General features: G+C 74.3%; 15 protein-coding genes. 10 read left to right on the top strand and 5 right to left on the bottom strand.

Translation table 11 applies throughout. The features are described from left to right. Positions 1-21 precede the first annotated feature (21 nt). The 7 genes from B4M60_RS11825 (at position 22) to B4M60_RS11795 (ending at position 7,412) form a co-directional block, all read left to right on the top strand. Positions 22-675, top strand: coding sequence for a hypothetical protein (locus B4M60_RS11825; RefSeq protein ID WP_291084093.1), 654 nt, complete (start codon positions 22-24; stop codon positions 673-675). Then, on the top strand, positions 672-1,901 hold the full coding sequence (locus B4M60_RS11820; protein ID WP_291084090.1) for a hypothetical protein: 1,230 nt from the start codon (positions 672-674) through the stop codon (positions 1,899-1,901). Before B4M60_RS11825 ends, B4M60_RS11820 begins: the two co-directional genes overlap by 4 nt. Further along, positions 1,898-2,311 (top strand): DUF6802 family protein, encoded by a 414-nt coding sequence (locus B4M60_RS11815; RefSeq protein ID WP_291084087.1) that lies wholly within the window; start codon positions 1,898-1,900, stop codon positions 2,309-2,311. Before B4M60_RS11820 ends, B4M60_RS11815 begins: the two co-directional genes overlap by 4 nt. 112 nt (positions 2,312-2,423) lie before the next feature. Beyond that, positions 2,424-4,250 (top strand): phosphoenolpyruvate carboxykinase (GTP), encoded by a 1,827-nt coding sequence (locus tag B4M60_RS11810; RefSeq protein ID WP_291084084.1) that lies wholly within the window; start codon positions 2,424-2,426, stop codon positions 4,248-4,250. A gap of 157 nt (positions 4,251-4,407) precedes the next feature. Then, complete coding sequence (locus B4M60_RS11805; RefSeq protein ID WP_291084081.1) at positions 4,408-5,145, top strand: hypothetical protein; 738 nt, start codon at positions 4,408-4,410, stop codon at positions 5,143-5,145. Beyond that, positions 5,142-6,707: a sensor histidine kinase gene (locus tag B4M60_RS11800; RefSeq protein WP_291084078.1), complete on the top strand. Its 1,566-nt coding sequence runs from the start codon at positions 5,142-5,144 to the stop codon at positions 6,705-6,707. Before B4M60_RS11805 ends, B4M60_RS11800 begins: the two co-directional genes overlap by 4 nt. A gap of 99 nt (positions 6,708-6,806) precedes the next feature. Next, the gene (locus B4M60_RS11795; RefSeq protein ID WP_291084075.1) at positions 6,807-7,412 is read left to right on the top strand and encodes a response regulator transcription factor; all 606 of its coding nucleotides are present in this window, start codon (positions 6,807-6,809) and stop codon (positions 7,410-7,412) included. 64 nt (positions 7,413-7,476) lie between these two features. Here the strand turns inward: B4M60_RS11795 and B4M60_RS11790 are convergent, their stop codons facing one another. Next, the gene (locus B4M60_RS11790; RefSeq protein WP_291084072.1) at positions 7,477-8,988 is read right to left on the bottom strand and encodes an aldehyde dehydrogenase; all 1,512 of its coding nucleotides are present in this window, start codon (positions 8,986-8,988) and stop codon (positions 7,477-7,479) included. A 42-nt stretch (positions 8,989-9,030) separates the two neighbouring features. Next, positions 9,031-9,840, bottom strand: coding sequence for a class I SAM-dependent methyltransferase (locus B4M60_RS11785; protein WP_291084069.1), 810 nt, complete (start codon positions 9,838-9,840; stop codon positions 9,031-9,033). 38 nt (positions 9,841-9,878) lie between these two features. Between B4M60_RS11785 and B4M60_RS11780 the strand changes: the two genes are divergently transcribed. Beyond that, a complete protein-coding gene (locus B4M60_RS11780; protein ID WP_291084066.1) occupies positions 9,879-11,090 on the top strand; it encodes a glycosyltransferase family 4 protein in 1,212 nt (403 codons plus the stop codon). Here B4M60_RS11780 and B4M60_RS11775 read toward each other — a convergent pair. Beyond that, the gene (locus tag B4M60_RS11775; protein WP_291084063.1) at positions 11,023-12,876 is read right to left on the bottom strand and encodes a hypothetical protein; all 1,854 of its coding nucleotides are present in this window, start codon (positions 12,874-12,876) and stop codon (positions 11,023-11,025) included. The genes B4M60_RS11780 and B4M60_RS11775 overlap by 68 nt on opposite strands. Positions 12,877-12,939: 63 nt before the next feature. On the opposite strand from B4M60_RS11775, the gene B4M60_RS11770 reads away from it, so the two are divergent. Next, complete coding sequence (locus B4M60_RS11770; protein ID WP_291084060.1) at positions 12,940-14,169, top strand: polysaccharide biosynthesis protein; 1,230 nt, start codon at positions 12,940-12,942, stop codon at positions 14,167-14,169. A 109-nt stretch (positions 14,170-14,278) separates the two neighbouring features. Here B4M60_RS11770 and B4M60_RS11765 read toward each other — a convergent pair whose 3' ends face one another. Then, positions 14,279-15,517 carry a DUF3068 domain-containing protein gene (locus tag B4M60_RS11765; protein ID WP_291084056.1) on the bottom strand — a complete coding sequence of 413 codons (1,239 nt, stop codon included), beginning with the start codon at positions 15,515-15,517 and terminating at the stop codon, positions 14,279-14,281. A 103-nt stretch (positions 15,518-15,620) separates the two neighbouring features. Here B4M60_RS11765 and B4M60_RS11760 point away from each other — a divergent pair, with 103 nt between their 5' ends. After that, positions 15,621-16,889 (top strand): acyltransferase family protein, encoded by a 1,269-nt coding sequence (locus tag B4M60_RS11760; protein WP_291084053.1) that lies wholly within the window; start codon positions 15,621-15,623, stop codon positions 16,887-16,889. Here the strand turns inward: B4M60_RS11760 and B4M60_RS11755 are convergent. After that, positions 16,772-20,966: alpha-(1->3)-arabinofuranosyltransferase domain-containing protein (locus B4M60_RS11755; protein WP_291084051.1), on the bottom strand; the 4,195-nt coding region annotated here is incomplete at its 5' end. The genes B4M60_RS11760 and B4M60_RS11755 overlap by 118 nt on opposite strands.

Raw genomic sequence — 20,966 nt, 5'->3', positions numbered from 1 at the left:
CCGTCAGGCCACGATGACCCCGTGCCGACAGTGACCCGCGACACCCCCCTCCGCCGCGCGGCCGCGCCGGGCCCGGGTGCCGATCCCGCCGCGCGGGTCCGGCGGATCATCGGCTCCGCGCACGAGCACGCCGCCGGGGACCTCGAGTCCCGGGACGGGCGGGTCCTCGACCGGGCGCTCGCCCGGTTCGACGCGCCGGTCGATCTCCGCATCAGGGGCGGGCTCGGGTCGGGTCGACGCACCCTGGCCGCGGCGCTCCAGACCAGGCGCGGGTGGCACCCGGCGGTCGACGACCTCGATGTTGTGGCCGCGCCCGGCCGACCGGCCGGGTGTCCACCCGACGTCGAGATCGTCTGCCTGCGCACGGCGCCCTGTCGGCACGAGGAGGCGTGGATTCGTCGCCCGCGCGCCCATCCCCTCCTGGTGGTGGCGACGGGGGTCGACGACGAGGACCGGCCGCGCTGGGCCGGTGGCCTGCCCGGGGTGGACGCCCGCCACCCGTCCGACGGGTCACTCGATCCCGTGATCGCCTTCCTCGACCGCGCGCTCGACGGGCTCGGCGCCGTCCGCGCCGGCCGGCTGGAGGCGGAGTTGCACCGACTCTCGGTCCACGACGAGGTCGGGGATCTGGCGGAGGTCGCGCTGTGTGCACTCGGTGCGTCGGGACGCCCATGACCGCCACCCGCACAGGCCTCACGCTCGCCGTCCTCGGGCCGCGGGACTCCGCGGTCCCCGCCGTGGCCGAGGCGCTCTCCGCGGCCGCGCGGGCCGAGGCCACCGATCGCGGACCCCGGTTCCGCGTTCTCGTGGACGCCGGGCCCGACGACCGCCCGGACGCCGCGGTCCTCGTCGTCGACGCCGTCTGTCCCATCAGGCCCGACGACCTCGAGGTCGCGCGCGGCGTGGCCGCCCGCATCCCGCTCGCGGTGGCGCTGGCCGGGCGGGCGGCGTCGTGCAGCCCGGAGGCACTCGCCGAGACCCTCGACGTGACCACCCGGCGACTGGCCGATGCGGGGGTGTCGGGGCCGGTCCGGCTGCTCGACGGTGACCCCGGTGCGGCATCCGACCTGCTCACGGTCCTGGACGGCACCGCGGGCCTCGGGGGTCGTCCCGGGCGCGCGCACCCGGCACCCGCCGCCGACCGGGCACCCGACCCCGCGACCGCCACCGTCGACTGGCTGCTCGCGCGGCGGACGGAGGCCATCACCTCCCGCTCGCAGGCACTCCGCCAGGACGTGCAGGCCTTACGCATGGAGGTGGTGCAGGATCTGCACCGTTCGGTGCGGGATCTCGGCTCGAGGGCGCGCGAGGAGTTGGCGGCGGCGCCCCGCTCCAGGGTCGACGGGATCGTCCGTGACCTGGCCGCGGACGCGGACGCCGCCGTCACCGGGACCGTCTCCCGCGCCGACCGTCGCGCCGAGTCGCTGGTGGCCCGTCACCTGGGCGCGGCCGCGCCCGCCGCGCCGCCCATCCCGGCGCCCACCGGCGGGATCATCCCGGGCCGCCCGCCGCGGAACCTCGGCGAGGAGGCCCTCGTCCTGGTGATGGGCGCGGCCGGCGGAACCGGGGTGGGGCGCATGCTCCTGTCCCCGCTCGCCGAGGTCCCCGGGGTGGCCGCCGTCGTGATCCCGTTCGCGCTGCTCTGCGGCCTGGCCCTGGGGTGGACCACCGTCTCGGTCCGCCGCACGCAGACGCTGCGGACGCACACGGTCGCCGTGGTGACCGAGCGGCTCGGTGCACTGCGCGCCGAGGTCGAACAGTCCCTCGGTGCCCGGATCCTGGCGGCGGAGTCCACCATCACCGACGGATTCGTCCACGATCCGGGCCCCCGGGTCGGCGATCTGGAACGTCGGATCCGCCGGAACCGTCAGTCGAGACCCACCGGGAGCCCCTCCTCATGACCGACCCCTTCTTCGGCGCCGACCCCTCGGACCACGCGGCGGCGCCGGACGTCTGCGGACTCGACGACGCCCCTCTGGCCGAGCCCTCCTCCCTGGGCCTCCACGTGCCGGTCGGCGAGGACGTGCTCGACCTCGGCGCGCCGGAGGCGGACCTCGACGGTGACGGATTCATGGAGGCCGTCACCCGGGGGGACGTCAGGGGGCTGACCGTCTATACGGATGTCGACGGCGACGGGACCGTGGACCACGTCTCGACGGTCCGCTTCGACGGCAGCTACGACTCGTGGCGCCTCGCCAACCCGGCGGAGGGAGTCCCCTTCGGCGGCTTCACGAACGAGCCCGGTCCCGGGTCCCCGGACTCGGTGCCGACGCCGGCCCGGTGGGAACGCATCGACCACGGACACATCTGAAACCTGAGGGCCCGCTCACGTCGGGGCCTCGAATGGGGGCGTGAACGCGGCGCACCCACCGGGTTGACGATAGTGTGTGAGGGACACCATGCACCACGCGCGAGGAGCTGTGATGACCACCACCACCATTCCCGGCCTCGAGGGTCAGGCGCCAACCGATCACGCGGAGATGCTCGCGTGGATCGCGGAGGTCGCCGAACTCACCCAGCCGGACCGGGTCGTCTTTGCGGACGGCTCCGCCGCGGAGTGGGACCGTCTCACGGCCGAGATGGTGGCCTCCGGGACCTTCGTCAAGCTCGACGAGGCGAAGAAGCCCAACTCGTTCCTGGCCCAGTCCGATCCGAAGGACGTGGCCCGGGTCGAGTCCCGGACGTTCATCTGCTCGGCGAACGAGGAGGACGCCGGCCCCACCAACAACTGGCGGGACCCCGACGTCATGCGCGGCGAGATGACCGATCTGTTCCGCGGCAGCATGCGCGGCCGCACGATGTACGTGGTCCCGTACTGCATGGGCCCGCTCGACGCCGAGGACCCCAAGCTCGGGATCGAGCTCACCGACTCCGCCTACGTCGTGACCTCCATGAAGATCATGACCCGGATGGGGGCCGCCGCGCTCGAGAAGATCGGCGGCGCGGGCGAGTACGTCAAGGGCCTCCACTCGGTGGGTGCCCCGCTGGCCGAGGGCCAGAAGGACGTCCCGTGGCCGTGCAACGAGGACAAGTACATCACCCACTTCCCCGAGACCCGGGAGATCTGGTCCTACGGTTCCGGGTACGGCGGCAATGCCCTCCTGGGCAAGAAGTGCTTCGCTCTCCGCATCGCCTCCGCCATGGCACGTGACGAGGGCTGGATGGCCGAGCACATGCTCATCCTCAAGCTCATCTCGCCGGCGGGCGAGGAGCACTTCATCGCCGCCGCCTTCCCGTCTGCCTGCGGAAAGACCAACCTCGCGATGCTGCAGCCCACCATCGAGGGGTGGCGCGCGGAGGTCATCGGCGACGACATCGCGTGGATGCGATTCGGTGCGGACGGCCGCCTCTACGCGGTCAACCCCGAGTTCGGCTTCTTCGGCGTCGCCCCGGGCACCAACTACTCGTCCAACCCCAACGCCATGAAGACGCTGGAGCCGGGCAACGCCATCTACACCAACGTGGCGCTGACCGACGACGGCGACGTGTGGTGGGAGGGACTCGAGGGCACGCCGGATCACCTCATCGACTGGCTCGGAAACGACTGGACCCCGGCCGGCGACGGCGGGGCCGGCAACGCCGCGCACCCCAACTCGCGGTACTGCGTGCCGATCGACCAGTGCCCGGTCACCGCCCCCGAGTTCAACTCGCCGGAGGGTGTGCCGATCTCGGCGATCCTGTTCGGCGGCCGCCGGGCGGACACCGTCCCGCTGGTGAGCGAGGCCTACTCCTGGAACCACGGCGTCTACATCGGCGCCACCCTCTCCTCCGGCCAGACCGCCGCCGCCGAGGGCAAGGTCGGGGCGGTCCGCCGCGACCCGATGGCCATGCTGCCGTTCATCGGCTACAACGTCGGCGACTACTTCCAGCACTGGGTGGACATGGGCGCCCGTGGCGGCGACTCGATGCCCAAGATCTTCCTGGTGAACTGGTTCCGCAAGGGCGCCGACGGACGCTTCCTGTGGCCGGGCTTCGGCGACAACAGCCGGGTCCTCAAGTGGATCGTGGACCGCATCGAGGGCCGCGTCGAGGGCGACGAGACGGCTGCCGGGCTGACCGCGCGCGCCGCCGACATCGACATGACCGGCCTCGACACCGCGCTCCAGGACGTCGAAGCCGCCCTCGCCGTGGATCCCGAGGAGTGGCGTCGCGAACTCCCGCTCATCGCCGACTGGCTCGAGTTCTGCGGCCCCAAGGTGCCGGCCGAGGTCCACGAGCAGTTCGCCGCGCTCAAGGAGCGCCTGGGCTGACTCCGTTCGGCTCCGCGGGATCCCGCAGACGGGCCGCGCCCCCCTGGGCGCGGCCCGTCTGCCACCACCGCGGGAGGGACGCTCTTCACTACGTCGTCGATTGATGCGACAGTGGGTGGGGACATCCGCGCGTCATCGACTAATGGGGAGAACGGGTATGAGGCTCACCACCCTCGGGATCATGACCCTCCCCGTGGTGGTCGGCGGCCTGGCCATCGCCGCCGCGGTGGTCGTGAACAGCCCCCCGGAGTCCCCCGCCCCCTCCCCGGGCGGCACCGTCGACGGGCCCACGAGAACCGGACCGGACGGCGACGGGGGCGACGGCGGCACCGAGATCGAGGGCACGCGGCCGCACCTGACGGTCCGCGACGGCGCCTCCACGGTCTATCTCCCCGGGTCGATTTCCGGGTTCCTCTCCCTCCTGCCGCCTCCGACGCCGGAACTCCCGCCTCTCACGCCCCTGGCGGACGTGCCCCGGCAGACCGGGGAGCCCGGCCGGAGGTCGGGCGACTTCCCGCCCGTCGACGCCCCGCTCTCCGGGATCCCCGCACCCGGTCTCCCCCCGTCGACCCCTTCCGATGAGCCCGACGTGGCACCCCTGCCCGACGAGACGGCCACACCGGGGCCCACCGCGCCCTCCGCACCCACCGCCATGGTCAAGCTGTTCCCCTCCCGGCCGCCCACGGCCGAGCATCCCGAGTCCACACAACCGGAGTCGGACACCGCGTCGCCGATGCGCGTCGACGCGGACCGCTCCGGGGGTGACGCACCGCCGCCCCACGCGGCGGACAGGGGCCGTCCCGACCACGCGGACACCACCGGACCCCCGCCGCACGCCTCCGCCCGAACGCACGATCAGGGCCGCGGTTCGGACGACCGACCACCACCGAGGTGAGCACGCGGCACAGAAGGGCGCGCTCGATCCGCTGGTGGTACTCGGCGCGCCTGCGCATCACCCTGGGCATCACGCTCATCTCCGCCGCGGTGTTCGCGACGATGGTGCTCTTCACCCTGCAGTTGCTCGACCTCACCCACCAGCGCACGATCGACCTCCAGCTCAACCGGGAGGCGGCCGACTTCTCCTCGTTCATGACCGCAGGGATCCTGCCGTCCTTCGAGTCCGAGGACCCGACCGCCGAGCAGCTGATCCGCGCCTATCTGGCCCAGCAGTACCCCTCGGCCGAGCTGTTGCTGGTCGGCACCGCGGAGGAGTCCGGCACGCAGTTCACCCTCTCGCGGTACGGGCCGGAGGACGATGCGCTGTTCCCACCCGACACCCGCGCACGGATCCAGCGGATCGGGCTCGTCCCGGAGAAGGACTCCGGGGTGCTCGACAACACGGTCCGCTGGCGCAAGGCCACCGTCTCCAGCCCCGCGGGTCCCTCCAACATCGTGGTGGCGATCAGCGATGCCGGCACCGACGAGGAGTCGTCACGGGTCGCCGATCTCCTCCTCATCACCGGTGCGGGCGGCATCGTCCTCAGCTCGCTCCTCGCGTGGTTGGTCGCCGGACGGATGCTCGTGCCCGTCCGACGGATCCGTGAGGCCGCGGACACCATCTCGGCAGCCGACCTGTCACGCCGCGTCCCGGCGGACGGGCCGGACGAGATCGTCTCGCTCGCCGACACGGTCAACGCGATGCTCGAGCGCGTGGAGGACGCCTATCGGACGCAGCGGGAGTTCCTCGACGACGCGGGCCACGAGCTCCGCACGCCCCTCACCGTGGTCCAGGGCAATCTGGACCTCCTGCCCGAGGACCCGGTCGAGCGCGCCGAGATCACCCGCATCATCCAGGACGAACTGTCCCGGATGACCCGGATCGTCGAGGACCTGCTCACCCTGGCCCGCGCCGACCGCCCCGATTTCCTCCGCACGACCCCGACCGATGTCTCCGACCTGGTCCTGGACGTCGAGGCGAAGATCGACGTGATCGCCGACCGCGACTGGGCGGTCCTGCCGTACGCCGAGGGCGTGGCCCAGTTGGACCAGCACCGGATCACCCAGGCTCTGATCCAGTTCTGCTCCAACGCCGTCCGGTTCACCGGGGAGGGCGATCGGATCGAGATCGGGTGCCGGGAGATCGCCCCCGGCGAGCCCACCGTCCCCGACTCTGCGGCCACCACCCCCCTGCCCCCCGGCCCCAGGGGGGAGACGTACCGCCGTCGACTGCTCTGGTGGGTCCGCGATCACGGAGCGGGGATACCGGAAGGCGAGGAGGAGAGCATCTTCGAGCGCTTCCACACCGCGCGAGGGCAGCTCCGTGACGGGCGCGGGGGGACCGGCCTCGGGTTGGCGATCGTCTCCACCATCGCCCGGGCGCACGGGGGTCGCGCGTTCGCGTTCAACGCCGAGGGCGGCGGGGCCGCGTTCTGCATCGTCGTCCCCTTCGTCCCCGCGGCCAGCGACACGGAGCGGGGCCGGGGCCGGGTGTCCCCCTCGGCCGAGCCGGGGCCGTGAGGCCGGCCACGATCGGACGGACCGGGAGACACGGGACGACGTCACCGTCCCCGCCGGCCTTCCGCGTGGGATACTCCGAAGTCTGAGAAGGAGGGTTGTATGACGAATGTTCTCGTCGTCGAAGATGACGACCTCATCCGGTCGGTACTGGTCAAAGCACTCGGCGGGGCGGGGTACACCGCGCTCGAGGCGGTGGACGGGGAGAGCGCGCATGCGATCCTGTCAACCATCTCCGATGTCGACCTCATGCTGCTCGACATCGGGCTGCCGGACACAGACGGTCTCACCCTGCTCCGCGAGGCCCGCAGCCACGGCTTCGCCGCCCCGGTCATCATCCTGACGGCCCGCGACAGCGTGGCCAACACCGTCGAGGGCCTGGACTCCGGCGCCAACGACTACATGGTCAAGCCGTTTCGCGTCCCCGAACTGCTCGAGCACGGGGGGATGCGGCTGGACATCCGCACCCGCCGGGTCGAGGTGGACGGTCGCATCCAGGAGCTGACCAACCGGGAGTACTCGCTGCTGGAGATGTTGCTGCGCCACAAGGGCGAGACCATCAGCCGCGAACAGCTCCTCGAGAGCGTCTGGGGCATGGACTTCGACCCCGGCTCGAACATCGTCAACGTCTACATCAGGTCGCTGCGCCGCAAGATCGGCGAGAACAAGGTCCAGACCGTCCGGGGCGTGGGCTACCGGGTGGAGTGAGCGAGCACCGCACGACCGCGGCGCCGGACCCGATCCCGGGTCCGGCGCCGTCGTGAGCAGCGGCTCAGTCCGATGACGGCTCCCAGCCGAACGGCATGAGCACGCTCTGCAGCTCGCAATACGCCTCCAGCCCCTCGGTGCCGTTCTCGCGGCCGAGGCCCGAGTTCTTGAACCCGCCGAACGGGGCGGTCGGGTCGAAGGCGTACCAGTTGATGCCCATGGTGCCGGTCCGGACCCGCTGGGCCACGGCGAGCGCGGCGTCGGGGTCGGCGGAGTAGATCGCACCGGCGAGCCCGAACTCCGAGTCGTTGGCGATCTGCACGGCCTCGTCGACCGTGTCGTAGGCGATCACCTGCATGACCGGCCCGAAGATCTCCTCCTGGGCGATGGTCATGGAGTTGTCGACGTCGGTGAACACGGTCGGCTGGACGAAGGCGCCTCCGGCCACGGCGTCGGGGAGACCCTCGACCTGGCCGCCGCCGTAGGCGATCGTCGCCCCCTCCTCCACGCCCTTGCGGATGTACCCCTCGACGGAGGCCTTCTGCTTGTGGTTGGCGAGCGGGCCGAACACGGTCCCCTCGGCGGCGGGGTCGCCGACCGGCATCAGCTGGACGGTCTCGACCAGCGCCTTGACCACCTCGTCGTAGCGCGAGCGCGGCGCCAGGATCCGGTTCTGCGAGACGCAGGCCTGGCCCGAGTTCATGAGCGCGGAGAACACGATGCTCCCGGCGTTCCCGGCCACGTCGGCGTCCTCAAGGATGATGGCCGCGCTCTTGCCGCCCAGCTCGAGCGAACACCGTTTGAGGTTCTGGGCGGCGATCCCGGCGATGTGCTTGCCGACTTCGGTGGAGCCGGTGAAGGAGATCTTGTCGATCTCCGGGTGCGAGACCAGATGGTCGCCCACGGCGCTGGGGCCGGTCACCACGGACAGGACACCCTCGGGCAGTCCCGCCTCGCGGAAGAGGTCGGCGAGCCACAGCGCGGACAGCGGCGTGGCCGACGACGGCTTGAGGACCACCGAGCTACCCGAGAGCAGCGCGGGGCCGAGCTTGGCGGCGTTGAGGTACAGCGGGACGTTCCAGGCGGTGACGGCGGCGACCACGCCGACCGGCTGGCGGCTGACGACGGACGGCCCGAAGTCACCGTGGCGCACCTCCGTCCACGGGAAGCCGGCGCCGAGCCCGGCGTAGTAGCGCAGGACCCCGAGCGTCGGCGTCACCTGGATCATCGCGGCGGTCCCGGGCGGGGTGCCCATCTCGTCGGAGAGGATCTGGCAGATCTCCGCCTGGCGCTCCTCGATCAGGTCGGCGACGCGGCCGATCACCGCGCCCCGCTCGACGGGAGGGGTCGTGCGCCAGATCCCGGACTCGAAGGAGTCGCGGGCCTGGCTGATCATCTCGTCCACGTCCTCGATGGTGGTCTCGGCGACCCGCCCCACGACCGCGTTGGTGGCCGGTGACGTTACCTCGAGAACCCCCGTGGTGATCGGATCGGTCCAGCGTGTGCCGGAGAAGAGCTTGTCATGGACGACGACCACGGGGACCTCCGCGAGGTGGGAAACAGGAACGTGTTCCACCCACTGTAGACGAGTGCCACCCGAGGTGCCGGGGACTCGCCTCTACCGCGCCCGCAGCACCAGCACCAGGTTCGAGACCAGGACCTCGCGGATCAGCGGCGCCCGAACCAGCCACCACGCCCACCTCGGGTGGTAGCGGGGAAACGCCGCCACCAGCTCGCCCGACGACGTGGTCCGCGCCCACTCGAGCCCCTCGGCGCAGCCCACCTCGAACAGCGACTCGCCGTAGTAGTTCTTGGGCGACCGGCCGTGACGGCGTTCGTACATCCGCCGGGCGCGCTCGCCGCCGAGGTAGTGGGTCAGGCCCATCTCGTGGCCGCCGAAGGGCCCGTACCAGAGGGTGTAGGAGACCACGACGAGGCCGCCGGGGCGCGTCACCCGGCACATCTCCTCGGCCATCGTCCAGGGCTCGGGAACGTGCTCGGCCACGTTGCTGGAGATGCACACGTCCACCGCGTCCGTGCGGATCGGAAGGGACATGCCACTGCCCCGGACCGAGCCCGACTGATCGAGCCCGGCGGCGGACATCTCCCCCACGTCCGGTTCCACGGAGACGTACCGCGCGCCCTCGGCGGCGTAGGCGTCCGAGAAGTACCCGGGCCCGCCGCCCACGTCCAGGACGGTCAGCCCCGGGAGCCGACCGCGCGGCCGGTCCGCCGGCTGCACTCCCGACACCCCTTCCCACAGGTCCGCCACCAACTCGACGGTGTCGCGGGCGAGGCCGGAGTAGAAGGCGTCCGGATCCGACTGCTCCAGCGGGAACGAGCGGAGCAGCCCGAGGGACCGCCCGAGGGTCGCGCGGCGGGCGACCGAACGCAGCGCACTCGACCGATGATCTGCAGGTGGGGTCACGGCGGAGACGATACCGGCGCCTGCGTACAGTGTGCGCCGTGGCTCGTATCCTGCTGCTGTGCTGGCGTGACAGCACCCATCCCCAGGGCGGCGGGAGCGAACGCTACCTCGAGCACGTCGCCGACGGCCTGGCGGCGGCGGGGCACACCGTGGTCTACCGGACCTCCCGCGCGCGCGGTGCCGCACGCTCCGAGGCGAGAGCGGCCGTGGGCACCGGGTCCGGGGTCACCGTCAGCCGCGCCGGCGGTCGCTTCACCGTCTATCCCCGGGCCCTGGGCGCGATCCTCGCCGGGCGGGTCGGGCTGGGGCCGCTCGGGACCCTGCGGCGGCCCGACGTCGTGGTGGACACCCAGAACGGCATCCCCTTCTTCGCCCGGCTCGCCACCCGGGCTCCGGTCGTGGTGCTGGTCCACCACATCCACCGCGAGCAGTGGCCGGTCGCGGGGTGGCTGGTCGCCCGGGTGGGTTGGTGGATCGAGTCGTGGCTGGCCCCGCGCGTGCACTCGCACAGCCAGTACGTCACGGTGTCCCTGCCGTCGGCGGACGAGCTGGCCGGGCTCGGAGTCGACCCCGCCCGGATCGCGGTGGTGCGCAACGGGCTCGACCCGCTGCCCGCCGGGGTGTCGCCCGGCGGACCCGCGACCCGCGCCGGCGGCCCGCGCCTGGTGGTGCTGTCCCGGCTGGTGCCGCACAAGCACGTCGAGGACGCCCTCGACGTCCTGACCGTGTTGCGGGCGCGCCACCCCGGGCTGGTGCTCGACGTGATCGGCAGCGGCTGGTGGTCCGACCGGCTGCGCGAGTACGCCGCCGGGCTCGGGCTCGACGCCGGCGCGGTGGTGTTCCACGGGCACGTCGACGAGGCCACCAAGCACCGGATCCTCGCCGCCGCGTCGGTGCACCTCATGCCCTCGCGAAAGGAGGGGTGGGGGCTCGCCGTCTCCGAGGCGGCCCAGCACGGCGTCCCCACCGTCGGCTACCACCACGCGGCGGGGCTGCGGGACTCGATAGACGACGGCGAGACGGGCATCCTCACCGACGGCGTCGCGGGCATGACGGCCGCCACGGAGCGCCTGCTGGCCGACCCCGGGCTCCGCGACCGCATGGGCGAGGCGGCGCGCCGGAAGGCCGCGGGGCTGTCGTGGCCCGCCACCGGGTCGGCGATGGCGGAGGTCCTCGTCGCGGTCACCGAGGGGCGGCGGACGAGCGGCGTGATCGGCGGCGCGCAGCCCCGACCGCGAGCGCCGCGCTGAGCACCAGGGTGAGCAGCCACACGGCGTGGGCCGCGAGAACCGCCGCCCGTGCGGCCGGCGACGCGGCCGGCGGGCCAGCCCGGTCGATCGCCGCACCCGGACCGTTAGGCACCACCAGCTCGTAGAGAACCAGCTCGGTGTCGGCGAATCTCGTCGTCGTGGCCTGGAGGGTTCGCGCCGCCTGGCCGCGCGGACCGGCGGAGGTGCGCTCGTCCAGCACCCACCGCACGCCCAGCCCGGCCAGCACGCGGGGGTCCTCGCCGCGCAGCAGCGCCCCGGTGGCCCGGCGGGCGCGGTCACCCTCGCCGGCCACGATCGCCGCGTCGCCCCCGGTCCCCACCACCAGGTCGCCGGGCACCACCACGCGGGCGTCGAGCATGCGGGGCGCCGGGTCGAGCACCGCGGCGCCGCCGGCCCAGAGGGGCGTCGAGCGGAAGGACCCCGCCGGCAGGACCAGGACGTCCCCGGGCGGCCCTCCCGCCACCCCGCGTCCGGCCTCCTGCCCACCGACGATCGCGGCCACCGTCGCCCAGCCCCCGCCGTAGGTGACCGGCCGCAGCGAGTCCCACACCGCGCGCGGGGCATCCGGCACCGCCGCGAGCGCGACCGCCGTGATCACCGCGGCGGCCCCGGCGGGCGTGAGGCGCGGGGACAGGGCCCGGGTGGCCGAGCCGAGGGCGAGCAGGGTGGCGGGCAGGGCGAGTGCCACGAACTTCTGGGTGTCGCGGAGCAGGCCGGCCGCGGGGACCGCCTCGACGAGCGCGTCCACCGCGGCGATGCCGGGACCCGTGGCCGCGAGCGCCACCAGCAGCCACGTCGCGATCGCGACCGGCAGCGTCGCCCGGACCACCGGGTCGCGGCGCGCCCGCCACAGTCCCCGCGCCGCGAGCGCCCACGCGGCCAGCAGCAGGCCCAGCGCGGCGGCCGCCCACCAGGTGGCGCGCGACGGGGGCACGGCCGCGGAGTTCCAGATCCCGCCCAGGGCGACGACCGATCCGAGCGTGCCGATGCCGGGCTCGGCGCGCGCGGCGAACGCCGCCACGCCGGAGCCCCCGGCAGCCGTGCCCGCCATGCCCGAACTCCCCGCCGCCAGCGCGGTGGCCAACACCCACGGCAGCGCGGTCACCACGGCGGTCGCCCCCAGCCAGAGCGCCGCGCGCCGACGGCCGCCCCGACCCGCGCAGCCCAGCGCCACGGCGGCGGCGACCACGGCCAGCAGCCACCCCGTCGGCGTCAGCCCCGCCGCGGCCAGCGCCGCGCACGCCGCCGCCACGCGGGGCCCGGTCCGAGCCAGGAGCACCGGCATCGACACCACCGCCGCCACCCCGGCCAGGAGCGACCAGTGGCCCTGCAGGAGCCGCTCCACCACCAACGGGTTCCACACCGCGCCCACCACGACCGGCAGCCTCAGCAGGAACCCCGCCGCACCGGGGGCGTCGGCGCCGGGCACCACACGCCGGACCAGGGCCCCCGCCGCCACCGCGAGCCACACGCAGAACACGGCCGTGAGCAGGCCCGTCAGGGGCCACACCGGCAGGCCCACGGCGTCGAGCGCCCGCGTCGCCCACACGACCGCCACGTCCTGCGGCACCGCCCTCGCGGCCGACTCGCCCAGACCGAGGGCGGCGTCCGACAGCGGCGGCGTCGGCGTCGAGACCCAGTCCCGCAGCAACGGGAAGCCAGGGCGCGCCAGCCCCGCCAGGAGCAGCCCCGTGACCGCCACGCCGACGGCGGCGTCCGCCCCGATCCCCACGGCCGGGGTCGACCCGTCGACGGTGGCTGACATGCGGACATTCCACCACGGCGTCCGCCGCCGCCCGGCGCCGGGCGACACCCTACGATCACCGGTGTGGATCATCAGGCGCGCGAGGCGGCACCGGACTCCGCCACCAGGCGTTTGGTGACCGGCGCCGGGGCGGTGACCCTGGGTTCCCTGCTGGCCAACGTCGCCGCCTACCTGCTGCACCTGCCCGCCTCACGCTGGCTCGGCCCCGAGGGCTACGGAGCCTTCGCCGCACTGCTCTCCGCGCAGCTGCTGGTCGCCGTGCCGTCGTTGGCCCTGCAGGCCGTGGTGGCCCGCGAGCTCGTCCGCGGCACCCCGTCCGGGGCGCTGCGCTCGCTCGGTGCCCGCGTCGCGGCGCTCGTCGCGGTGATCGCCGCCCTCGCCGTGGTCCCGGTGTCGCTGGCGCTCGACACGCCCGTCCTCGCCACCGCTGCGGCGCTGGCCCCGGGCCCGGTGCTCTGCCTGCTCGCCACCGAACAGGGGCTGCTCCAGGGCGCCGAACGGTTCCGCGCCCTCGGCGCGGTGCTCGCGCTGGCCGGGGCGGGAAAGGTCGTCCCGGCGGTCGCCGTGCTCGCCGCCGGCGGCGGGGTCGGGCCCGCGCTCGCGGCGGGCGCGGTCGGCGTGGCCCTGGCGTGGGCGGGAGCGGCGTGGATACGGGCGGCGGGGGCCGGCGCGGGGTCCGGCCCTGCTGCGGCCGGCGCGGGGACCCTGACCTCGCCGGGCGTGGCGGCCGTCCTCGCGGCCGGGCAGGTCCAGCTGGTGATGATGGCCCTGACCTCGGTGGACCTGCTCCTGGCCCGGGCGCTGCTGTCCCCCGAGGATGCCGGCCGGTACGCGCTCGGCGCCGTCGCCGCCAAGGCGGCCTTCTGGCTCCCGCAGGCCGTGGGCACGGTGCTCTACCCGCGGATGGCCGATCCCGCCGGGCACCGCGGCGCCGTCCGGTTTGCCGTCCGGGTGTTGCTGGGCATCGGCGCGCTGGTCGTGGTGGCCGCCGCGGTCGCCGGCCCGCTCGTCCCGGCCGTGGTGGGCGAGGACTACCGCCCGGTCGCCGGGGTGCTGTGGGCCTTTGCCGCCCTCGGCGTCACCCTCAGCGTCCTGCAGGCGCTCCTGCTCGCGGCCATCGCCTCGGGCCGGACGGCGGAGGCCGCGATCGCCTGGTGCGGGCTCGCGCTCACCGGTGTCGCCGTGTGGGCCGCACCCCGGGAACTGGCGGCCGTGCTGGGTGCGACCCTCGTCGTGGTGGTCCTCACCACCCTCGTGGCCGGGTGGCGCGCGCTCCGGCCCCGACCGGCCTGACCCGTCCCGCGAGCCGGGGGCCGGGGGCCACAAAGAGGAGCGTCCCGCACACCCGCCACGAGGGCGGAGTGTGCGGGACGCTCCTGGGGTCGCTTACGGACTCAGGCGCTCAGGCGCGGGCCTCGGACTTGCGACCGCCGGCACGGACACCCAGCAGGATGCCGCCGATCAGCGCGAGCAGGCCGAGCACGCCGAGGACCGCCGGCGCGATGCGACCGAAGGTGTTGAGCGTGTCCGCGGTCTCCTGCGCACCGGACAGCGTCATCTCCTTGGTCTCCTCGTTCCAGCCGGACCCGAAGCGGACCGCCGTGCGGGTGGGCTCGGCCTTCTCGGCCTCCATGGCCGCCTTGTCGTTGAAGAAGGCCTCGGCCTCGGCCTGGTCCTCGGCGAAGAACTGGTACACGTTCTCCGTGCCGTTGACGATCTGACCGGTCGCCGGGTTCACCCAGATCGTGCGGGTGTTGGTGTAGAAGCGGCGCATGTCGACCTCGCGCTTCGGGTCGCCGCCCAGGCCCCACTGGCCGGCGGTCATGCCCTCGCGACGGTAGCTCGCGAGGACCGACTCGACGGCCGGGTCGTAACCGTCGCTGATCTTGGCGAAGTGGTCGCGGATCGAGGACCACATGTCGATCGGTCCGAGCACCTGCGTGAACTCGTAGGCCGGGATGCCCGCGATCTCGGTCTCACCGACGAAGGAGATCGGGTTGGTGGTGAAGGTGTTGGCGTCGAAGTAGTCGTAGTCCCGCTGCTCGGTGTCGAACGGGAACTTGTACTGCAGGCCCTCGCGCACGAAGCCGGTGGGAGCGGAGTTGTCGCCGGAGGAGGCGACGACCTGCAGGCTGCTGACGGCCTCGTCGATCGGCATGGCGTCGACGCGGTCCACGGTCACGCGGTCGATGGAGGCGTTGATCAGGCCCTCGACCCCGGTCGGGCCGGTGATGTCCTCGCGGAACAGCGACTGGGCGGCCTGCAGCGTGATCACGTCGGCATCCGAGGGCTCGACGGCCTGGACACGCCGCTGCGAGTACATGGGGATGTCGTTGTCGATGAAGCAGGAGACGGGGAACTTGACCTCGGTGTCCTGGGCCTCGTCGCCGGCGACGGTCTCGGCGTCCCCGCCGCGGGACGCGGCGGGGGCCCGACACTCGGGCCGGTCGGAGTTGAGGTCCGTCGGCGTGTTGCTCGCCAGGGCCTTACCCACCAGGACCGCACCCGGGTAGGTTTCCGTGACCGTCGTGGAATTGATGTCCAGTGGGGTCTTCTTCTGCGCCGGCACCACGAAGAAGACGAGTGCTAGTGCGATAGTGATGAGGAAGGTGCCGAGCCCGACGAGGACCAAAGCGGGCACTGACGACCTCCGTCCCGCTGAACTGCTCTGACGTGCCATCGGTTGTCCTCCTGGAGTCGCGCCCTCGGTCCGCCGGTTACTCCCCGGTAGCCTTCCGGTTCGAGTGCCCGGCCGGACCATCATCAGGAGAAGATTAACAGTGATGAAGAACGCATTCGGCACCCCCGACCAAGGAAGCGGAATTCTTCCGTCCGCGAGGGGCTTCGTCCCGGCCCTCGAGGGCCTCCGCGCGGTGGCCGCCTTCGCCGTTCTCACCACCCACGTCGCGTTCCAGACCGGCTCGTCCACGGGCTCGGTGATCCACCGGGTCTGGGGCCGGATGGACCTGTCGGTGGCGGTGTTCTTCGCGCTCTCGGGCTTTCTCCTGTGGCGCACCCACGCCTCCCACGCCCGGCGCGGGGGGCCGGGGACGGCGCGGTCGGCCCCCGCCTACCTGCGCTCTCGCCTCGTGCGGATCATGCCCGCCTACCTCACCCTGGTGGCCGTGGCGTTCCTCGTCATCCCGCAGAACGCGAGCAGCTCCGCGTGGACCTGGACGGCCAACCTGACGCTGACGCAGGTCCTGGTCCCCGACTCCCTCGTCGAGGGTCTCACCCACGCGTGGTCGCTGTCGGTGGAGATGATCTTCTACCTCACCCTGCCGCTCCTGTGGTGGGCGCTCGCGGGCCTGCGCGGCCCCGCGGCGCGCTGGCGCATCCCGGTGATCGCGGCTGTGGGAATGCTGAGCCTGGGGTGGGCGCTGGTCCCGTGGTACGACCTCGGGTTGCCCGACCGCCTCAACGACCAGATCCTGCCGCCGGCCTTCGCCTCGTGGTTCGCCGCCGGGATGATCCTCGCCGAACTCGCCACCTCCCCACCCGGCCGCGTCGCCGCCCTGGCCCGGCCCCGCCACGCCAGGTGGGGCTGGTGGGCCGTCGCCGCGGTGGCGTTCGGCATCAGCACCGTCCCGCGGTGGTTCGTCGAGGGCTTCGTCCACCCCTCCGGCCCGGAGTTCGCCGCGCGCACCGCGATCGGCGCGGTGGTGGCGTTCTGCCTCCTCGCCCCGGTCGCGCTGGCCCCGGAGGGTCAGCGCTTCGCGATCCTCGGCTCCGCCCCGTTCGGCACGCTGGGCCGCTGGTCCTACGGCGTGTTCCTCTGGCACGTCCTGGTCCTGCACTTCGCGTTCCAGATCGCGTTCGTCCCGATGTTCTCCGGCCGGATGCTCACGGTGTGGCTCGTGACCGTCGCGGCCACCACGGTGATCGCGGCGGTCAGCTACGCGCTGGTCGAGGAGCCGGCGCGGCGGTTCTTCTCGCCCCGCGGGGCGGACCGGCCCGACGGCCAGGCCACGGCCAACCCTGCGCAGACCAGTCCGGCGACCGTCGCGACCTGAGGGGCCCAGCCGTCGCCCGCGTACCCGGCGGGCGTCGGCCAGGGCGCCCGGGCCAGGAGCGAGGCACCCGCGACGATCCCCACGCCCGCCCCCGCGACCAGCAGCTCCCGCGCCCGGCCCGCCCCGAGGCGACGGCTCGCCACCAGCGCACCGGCGGTGAGCACCACCGTCAGTCCGAGCCCGACCGGTCCCGCCAGGAGGACGCCGACCGCGGCCGTGGCACCCACGGTCACCGCCCCGCCCGCCCGCCACACGCGGGCGCGGGCACCCGCACGGTCGCGACCCCGGAGCAGGAAGAGCGCCAGCACCAGGGCCAGGGCGAACGGCCCCGTGAGCAGCGCCGCCCGGTAGGGCCCGTCGAGCGGGACCGTGAGGACGAGCGTGGCCCCGGTGCCGGCGGCGGGCAACACCCAGCCCTGTTTCCAGCCGTCCACGGTCACCGGGCGCGCGTCGGGCAGCTCGGAGCCGTCGTCGGCCACGAGCCGCGCCTCCCACGCGGGGCTCACCGATTCCGGCACCACCAGCACCCGTTCCCGGGGGGCGGCGGGCACGTGCAGCTCGCGGCGCGAGGCGTCCCAGACCAGCGTGGCCACGGCCCGGGTGGCCTGGGACGCGCCGCCCAGGACGGGCACGCCGGCACCGGCGTCGCGGCCGTCGCCGCCGGCGCCCCGGTCCACGACGACGAGGCCCACCGTGTCGACGGAGAACGCCTCCCCCGGGTCCACCGACACCTCCACCGGGCCGGCCGCCAGGGGGACGGGGGCGGGGTCGCAGGGTTCGGCCCGGACCGCACGGCCCTCGAGCAGATCCCGGCGGGTGGTGACGACCCGCGTGCCGACCACCCGGTCACCGAGGTGGACCCGGGGCCCGTCCTGGCAGGTCAGGGTGACGGGTCGGTCGTTGGCGGCGGGCAACGCCCCAATCCTCGCCCCGGACGCGTCCTGCACCCACACCTCGGCGATCCCGGTGGGCAGTTGCACCCCGGCCGGACTCCGCACGTCGTCCGCGGCGTCGACCCGGATCGTCACCCGGTCGGTGTGGTCGGCGGACAGCGGGACCACCACGGAGCCGTCCTCCTCCGGCTCGATCGCCGCCAGGTCGAACCGCTCGCGCTGGACCCCGGTGTCGACGGTGATCACCCGCGGCGCCGCCGGTGCCTGCGACCGCGGGACCCACAGGCGGAGGGAGCCGACGAGCTGCCGGCCGGGCAGCCGGAGCTCCAGGGACGGGGAGGGGCCGTCGGGGGCGTTCCAGCTGGTCGAGCGGTCGCCGTCGACGGCCGCCGACGGGCCGCCCGCCGGGTCGGTGACCAGGGACTCGCCCACGGCCCGGACCTGCCGCGCGCGGGTGGCGGGGTCACCGCGCAGGACGTCGTCCAGGGCGGCGCCGGGCTTCGGCCGGATCAGCACCTGGGGGACGACCGCGGTGTCGGCCGGGACGTCGAGCAGGCGGGCGAAGCGGTTCGGCTCCTCGGCGTCGATCGCCAGTCCGGGCGCGCACCGGACCGCGCCGGTCTCCTCCTCCGCGCCGGCCAGCCCCTCGACCGGGCTCCCGCCGTGGACGCAATCGGATCTCCCGCCGAGTTCCTGCCGGAGCAGCCACCCCGACGGCGCCGGGGCGCCCTCCGGCCGGTCCGGCAGGGCCACGACCCGCAACAGCGGGATGTCCTGGCCGCCCGAGCTCAGGCCGATCTCCGACACCTCGACGTACGTGCCGCGGCCCCCGTCGGCGAACCCCGTCGCCGTCACGCGCACCGTCTCCGTGGGCCCCGGGGGAAGGGCCACGACCAGCTCGGTGCCGCCGGAGGGGTACGCCGTGGTGGTGCCGGCGTCCGTGCGGACCTGCAGGGAGGTGACCTCCGGGCCGGCCTCCGGCACGGGCAGCGTGATCCTGAGCAGGCCGCGGTCCACGGGCTCGGCCAGGTCGATCTCCATCCACTGCCCGAACGCGGAGCCGAAACCGCCGGAGCGCCAGGCGGTGTCCGGGTCGCCGTCGACCGCCGCCGCGACGGACCGGGCCGGGAGCACCGGTCCGGTCTGCGCGGAGTCCGACGCCGACGACGACACCGCCACCCGCGCGTCCCACCAGCGGGCCCGCGCGAGGGGCGGCGGGGTGTCCCCGACGGTCGCCGCGTAGTCCGGGACCGTTCCCCGACTGCGCCGGGGATCGTCCTCCGCCCGGACCGCGGACGAGTGGTGGTCGAGCCGCCCGAAGTCGGTCTCCCTGTCGGTCGGGGAGTCGGTGAGGACGGGTCCGGTCGAGTTCACCGGCCGTGGCCGGGGCAGCGGGTCGGAGGCCGGGTCGACCGCCGCGGCCAGCGCGTCCGCCTCCAGCAGCCGGGTCACCCGGGCCGGCGAGCCGATGGAGTCCCGGACGGCCAGCAGGTCGTCGAGCCGCGAGAGCGACTCCGGGCCACCCGCGACCACCGGCAGGTCGCGGACCTCCACCGTGTACGGGGCGGTCGCCGACCGGGGCGGACCCGGGGACCCGGCATCCGACCCCAGGCGTGAGTCGACCCGGTAGATCTCGACCGCCGGATAGGCCGGCCGGAGACCGGAGTCGGGGACGACCGTCACCTCGTCGTCGTCGCTCCTGACGGCTCCGCCGACCGGATCCCCGAACTCCGCCACCCTGACCAGGCCGGGCGAGCCGTCGAGCGACTGGTGGACCAGCACCGGACGCGGGGCGCCCGAGTCGTCGGAGAGGTCGTTGCGCACCACCAGGTAACCGATGCCGAGCGAGGCGAGAGTGGCCGCCAGGCCCGGGGCGGGGCTGCCGTCGGCGAGCCGGCGCTGCACGGCGTCGAGGGCGCGGATCGCGGGCGCCGGCTGGAGCGGCACGGAGTCGCGGACCGCCCACGGCGTCTCCGCCAACGGCTGGAGGGGCTCGTCGCGGGTCACGCCCCAGACCTGGCGGCCGAACGACGCGCCGGGCACCACGAGCGCGCGGGTCGTGCCGGCGGGGTCGGCCCCCGCACCCCCCGGCACGCCGACCGGCGCGTTCTCCGACAGCCAGTCCGCGGCCTCGCGCCAATGATCGGGCAGCGCCTCGTGGGTGCCGACGGGGGCGAGCCTGCCGAGCCACGCCGGCGCCACCGCCACGGCGCCCGCGAGCACCACCGCCATCGCCACGGCCACGGAGCGGTGTCGCTCGGGATGCGCGAAGGCGGACCGGGCGGTGCCCCGGCCCAGCCCGGCGAGCAGGTGCGCCAGCAGGTGGGCGGTCCCCAGGGCGAGCGGCAGGCGCAGCAGCGGCTCGAACTTGTGGACGTTGCGCAGCGGCGCACCCGGGCCGTCGAGGAACGCGCGCAGGGTCTCCGCCAGCCCCCCGCCGGCCGGCCCGACCCACGGCGCCGCCATCGCCACCAGGCCGACGGCGGCGATCACCACGAGTCGACCCCGCGCGGGCATCCCCCGGCGCAGCAGGCCCAGCACGCCCACCGCCGCCAGCAGGCCGGTGGCCAGCACGAACACCGGCTCGCTGGTGATCGCCGCCCCGGCCACCCGGTCCGTGGACACGAACGGCACCCACGTGGACGCCCCCCTCAGGACCTCCGTCGCCGAGGACCAGCGCGTGGTGACCTCGGCCGATTCGATGTGGTCGAGAAACGGGGGCGAGACCCGGCCGAGCAACACCAGCGGCACCGCCCACCACAGGCTCACGGCCAGTGACAGGGGCAGCCACCACGCGGCGAGCCGGCCCCAGGTGCGGCCCGGGCGGTGCATGAGCCACCAGAGGATCGCGGGCAGGCACGCGGCGGCCGTGGCCACCGCGTTGACCGCGCCCATCAGCGCCAGCGCGAGCGCCGCCCCGGCCCCGCCCCGCCGCGGCGACATGCGCCCCTGGAGGACCCGGATCACCGGGAGCAGCACCCACGGCGCCAGCGCCACGGGCCAGGCCTCGGAGGAGATGGAGCCCAGGTCGCCGAGCATGCGCGGCGCGAGCGCGTAGAGGACCCCGGCGACGGCCCTCGTCTGCCGGGTGCCGATCCGCAGCGCGGCCGCGACCCGGACCACACCGACGTAGGCGACGGTGAGCACCACCGCCCACCACAGGCGTTGGGTCAGCCAGGCGGGC

Source organism: Dietzia sp. UBA5065 (assembly GCA_002415925.1).
Lineage (GTDB): Bacteria > Actinomycetota > Actinomycetes > Mycobacteriales > Mycobacteriaceae > Dietzia.
This window is presented reverse-complemented; position numbering and strand designations above follow the sequence as displayed.

Coding starts and splice junctions, on each gene's coding strand:
- B4M60_RS11795 (WP_291084075.1), top strand. CDS start 6,807: ATGACGAATGTTCTCGTCGTCGAAGATGACGACCTCATCCGGTCGGTA.
- B4M60_RS11815 (WP_291084087.1), top strand. CDS start 1,898: ATGACCGACCCCTTCTTCGGCGCCGACCCCTCGGACCACGCGGCGGCG.
- B4M60_RS11805 (WP_291084081.1), top strand. CDS start 4,408: ATGAGGCTCACCACCCTCGGGATCATGACCCTCCCCGTGGTGGTCGGC.
- B4M60_RS11775 (WP_291084063.1), bottom strand. CDS start 12,876: ATGTCAGCCACCGTCGACGGGTCGACCCCGGCCGTGGGGATCGGGGCG.
- B4M60_RS11820 (WP_291084090.1), top strand. CDS start 672: ATGACCGCCACCCGCACAGGCCTCACGCTCGCCGTCCTCGGGCCGCGG.
- B4M60_RS11810 (WP_291084084.1), top strand. CDS start 2,424: ATGACCACCACCACCATTCCCGGCCTCGAGGGTCAGGCGCCAACCGAT.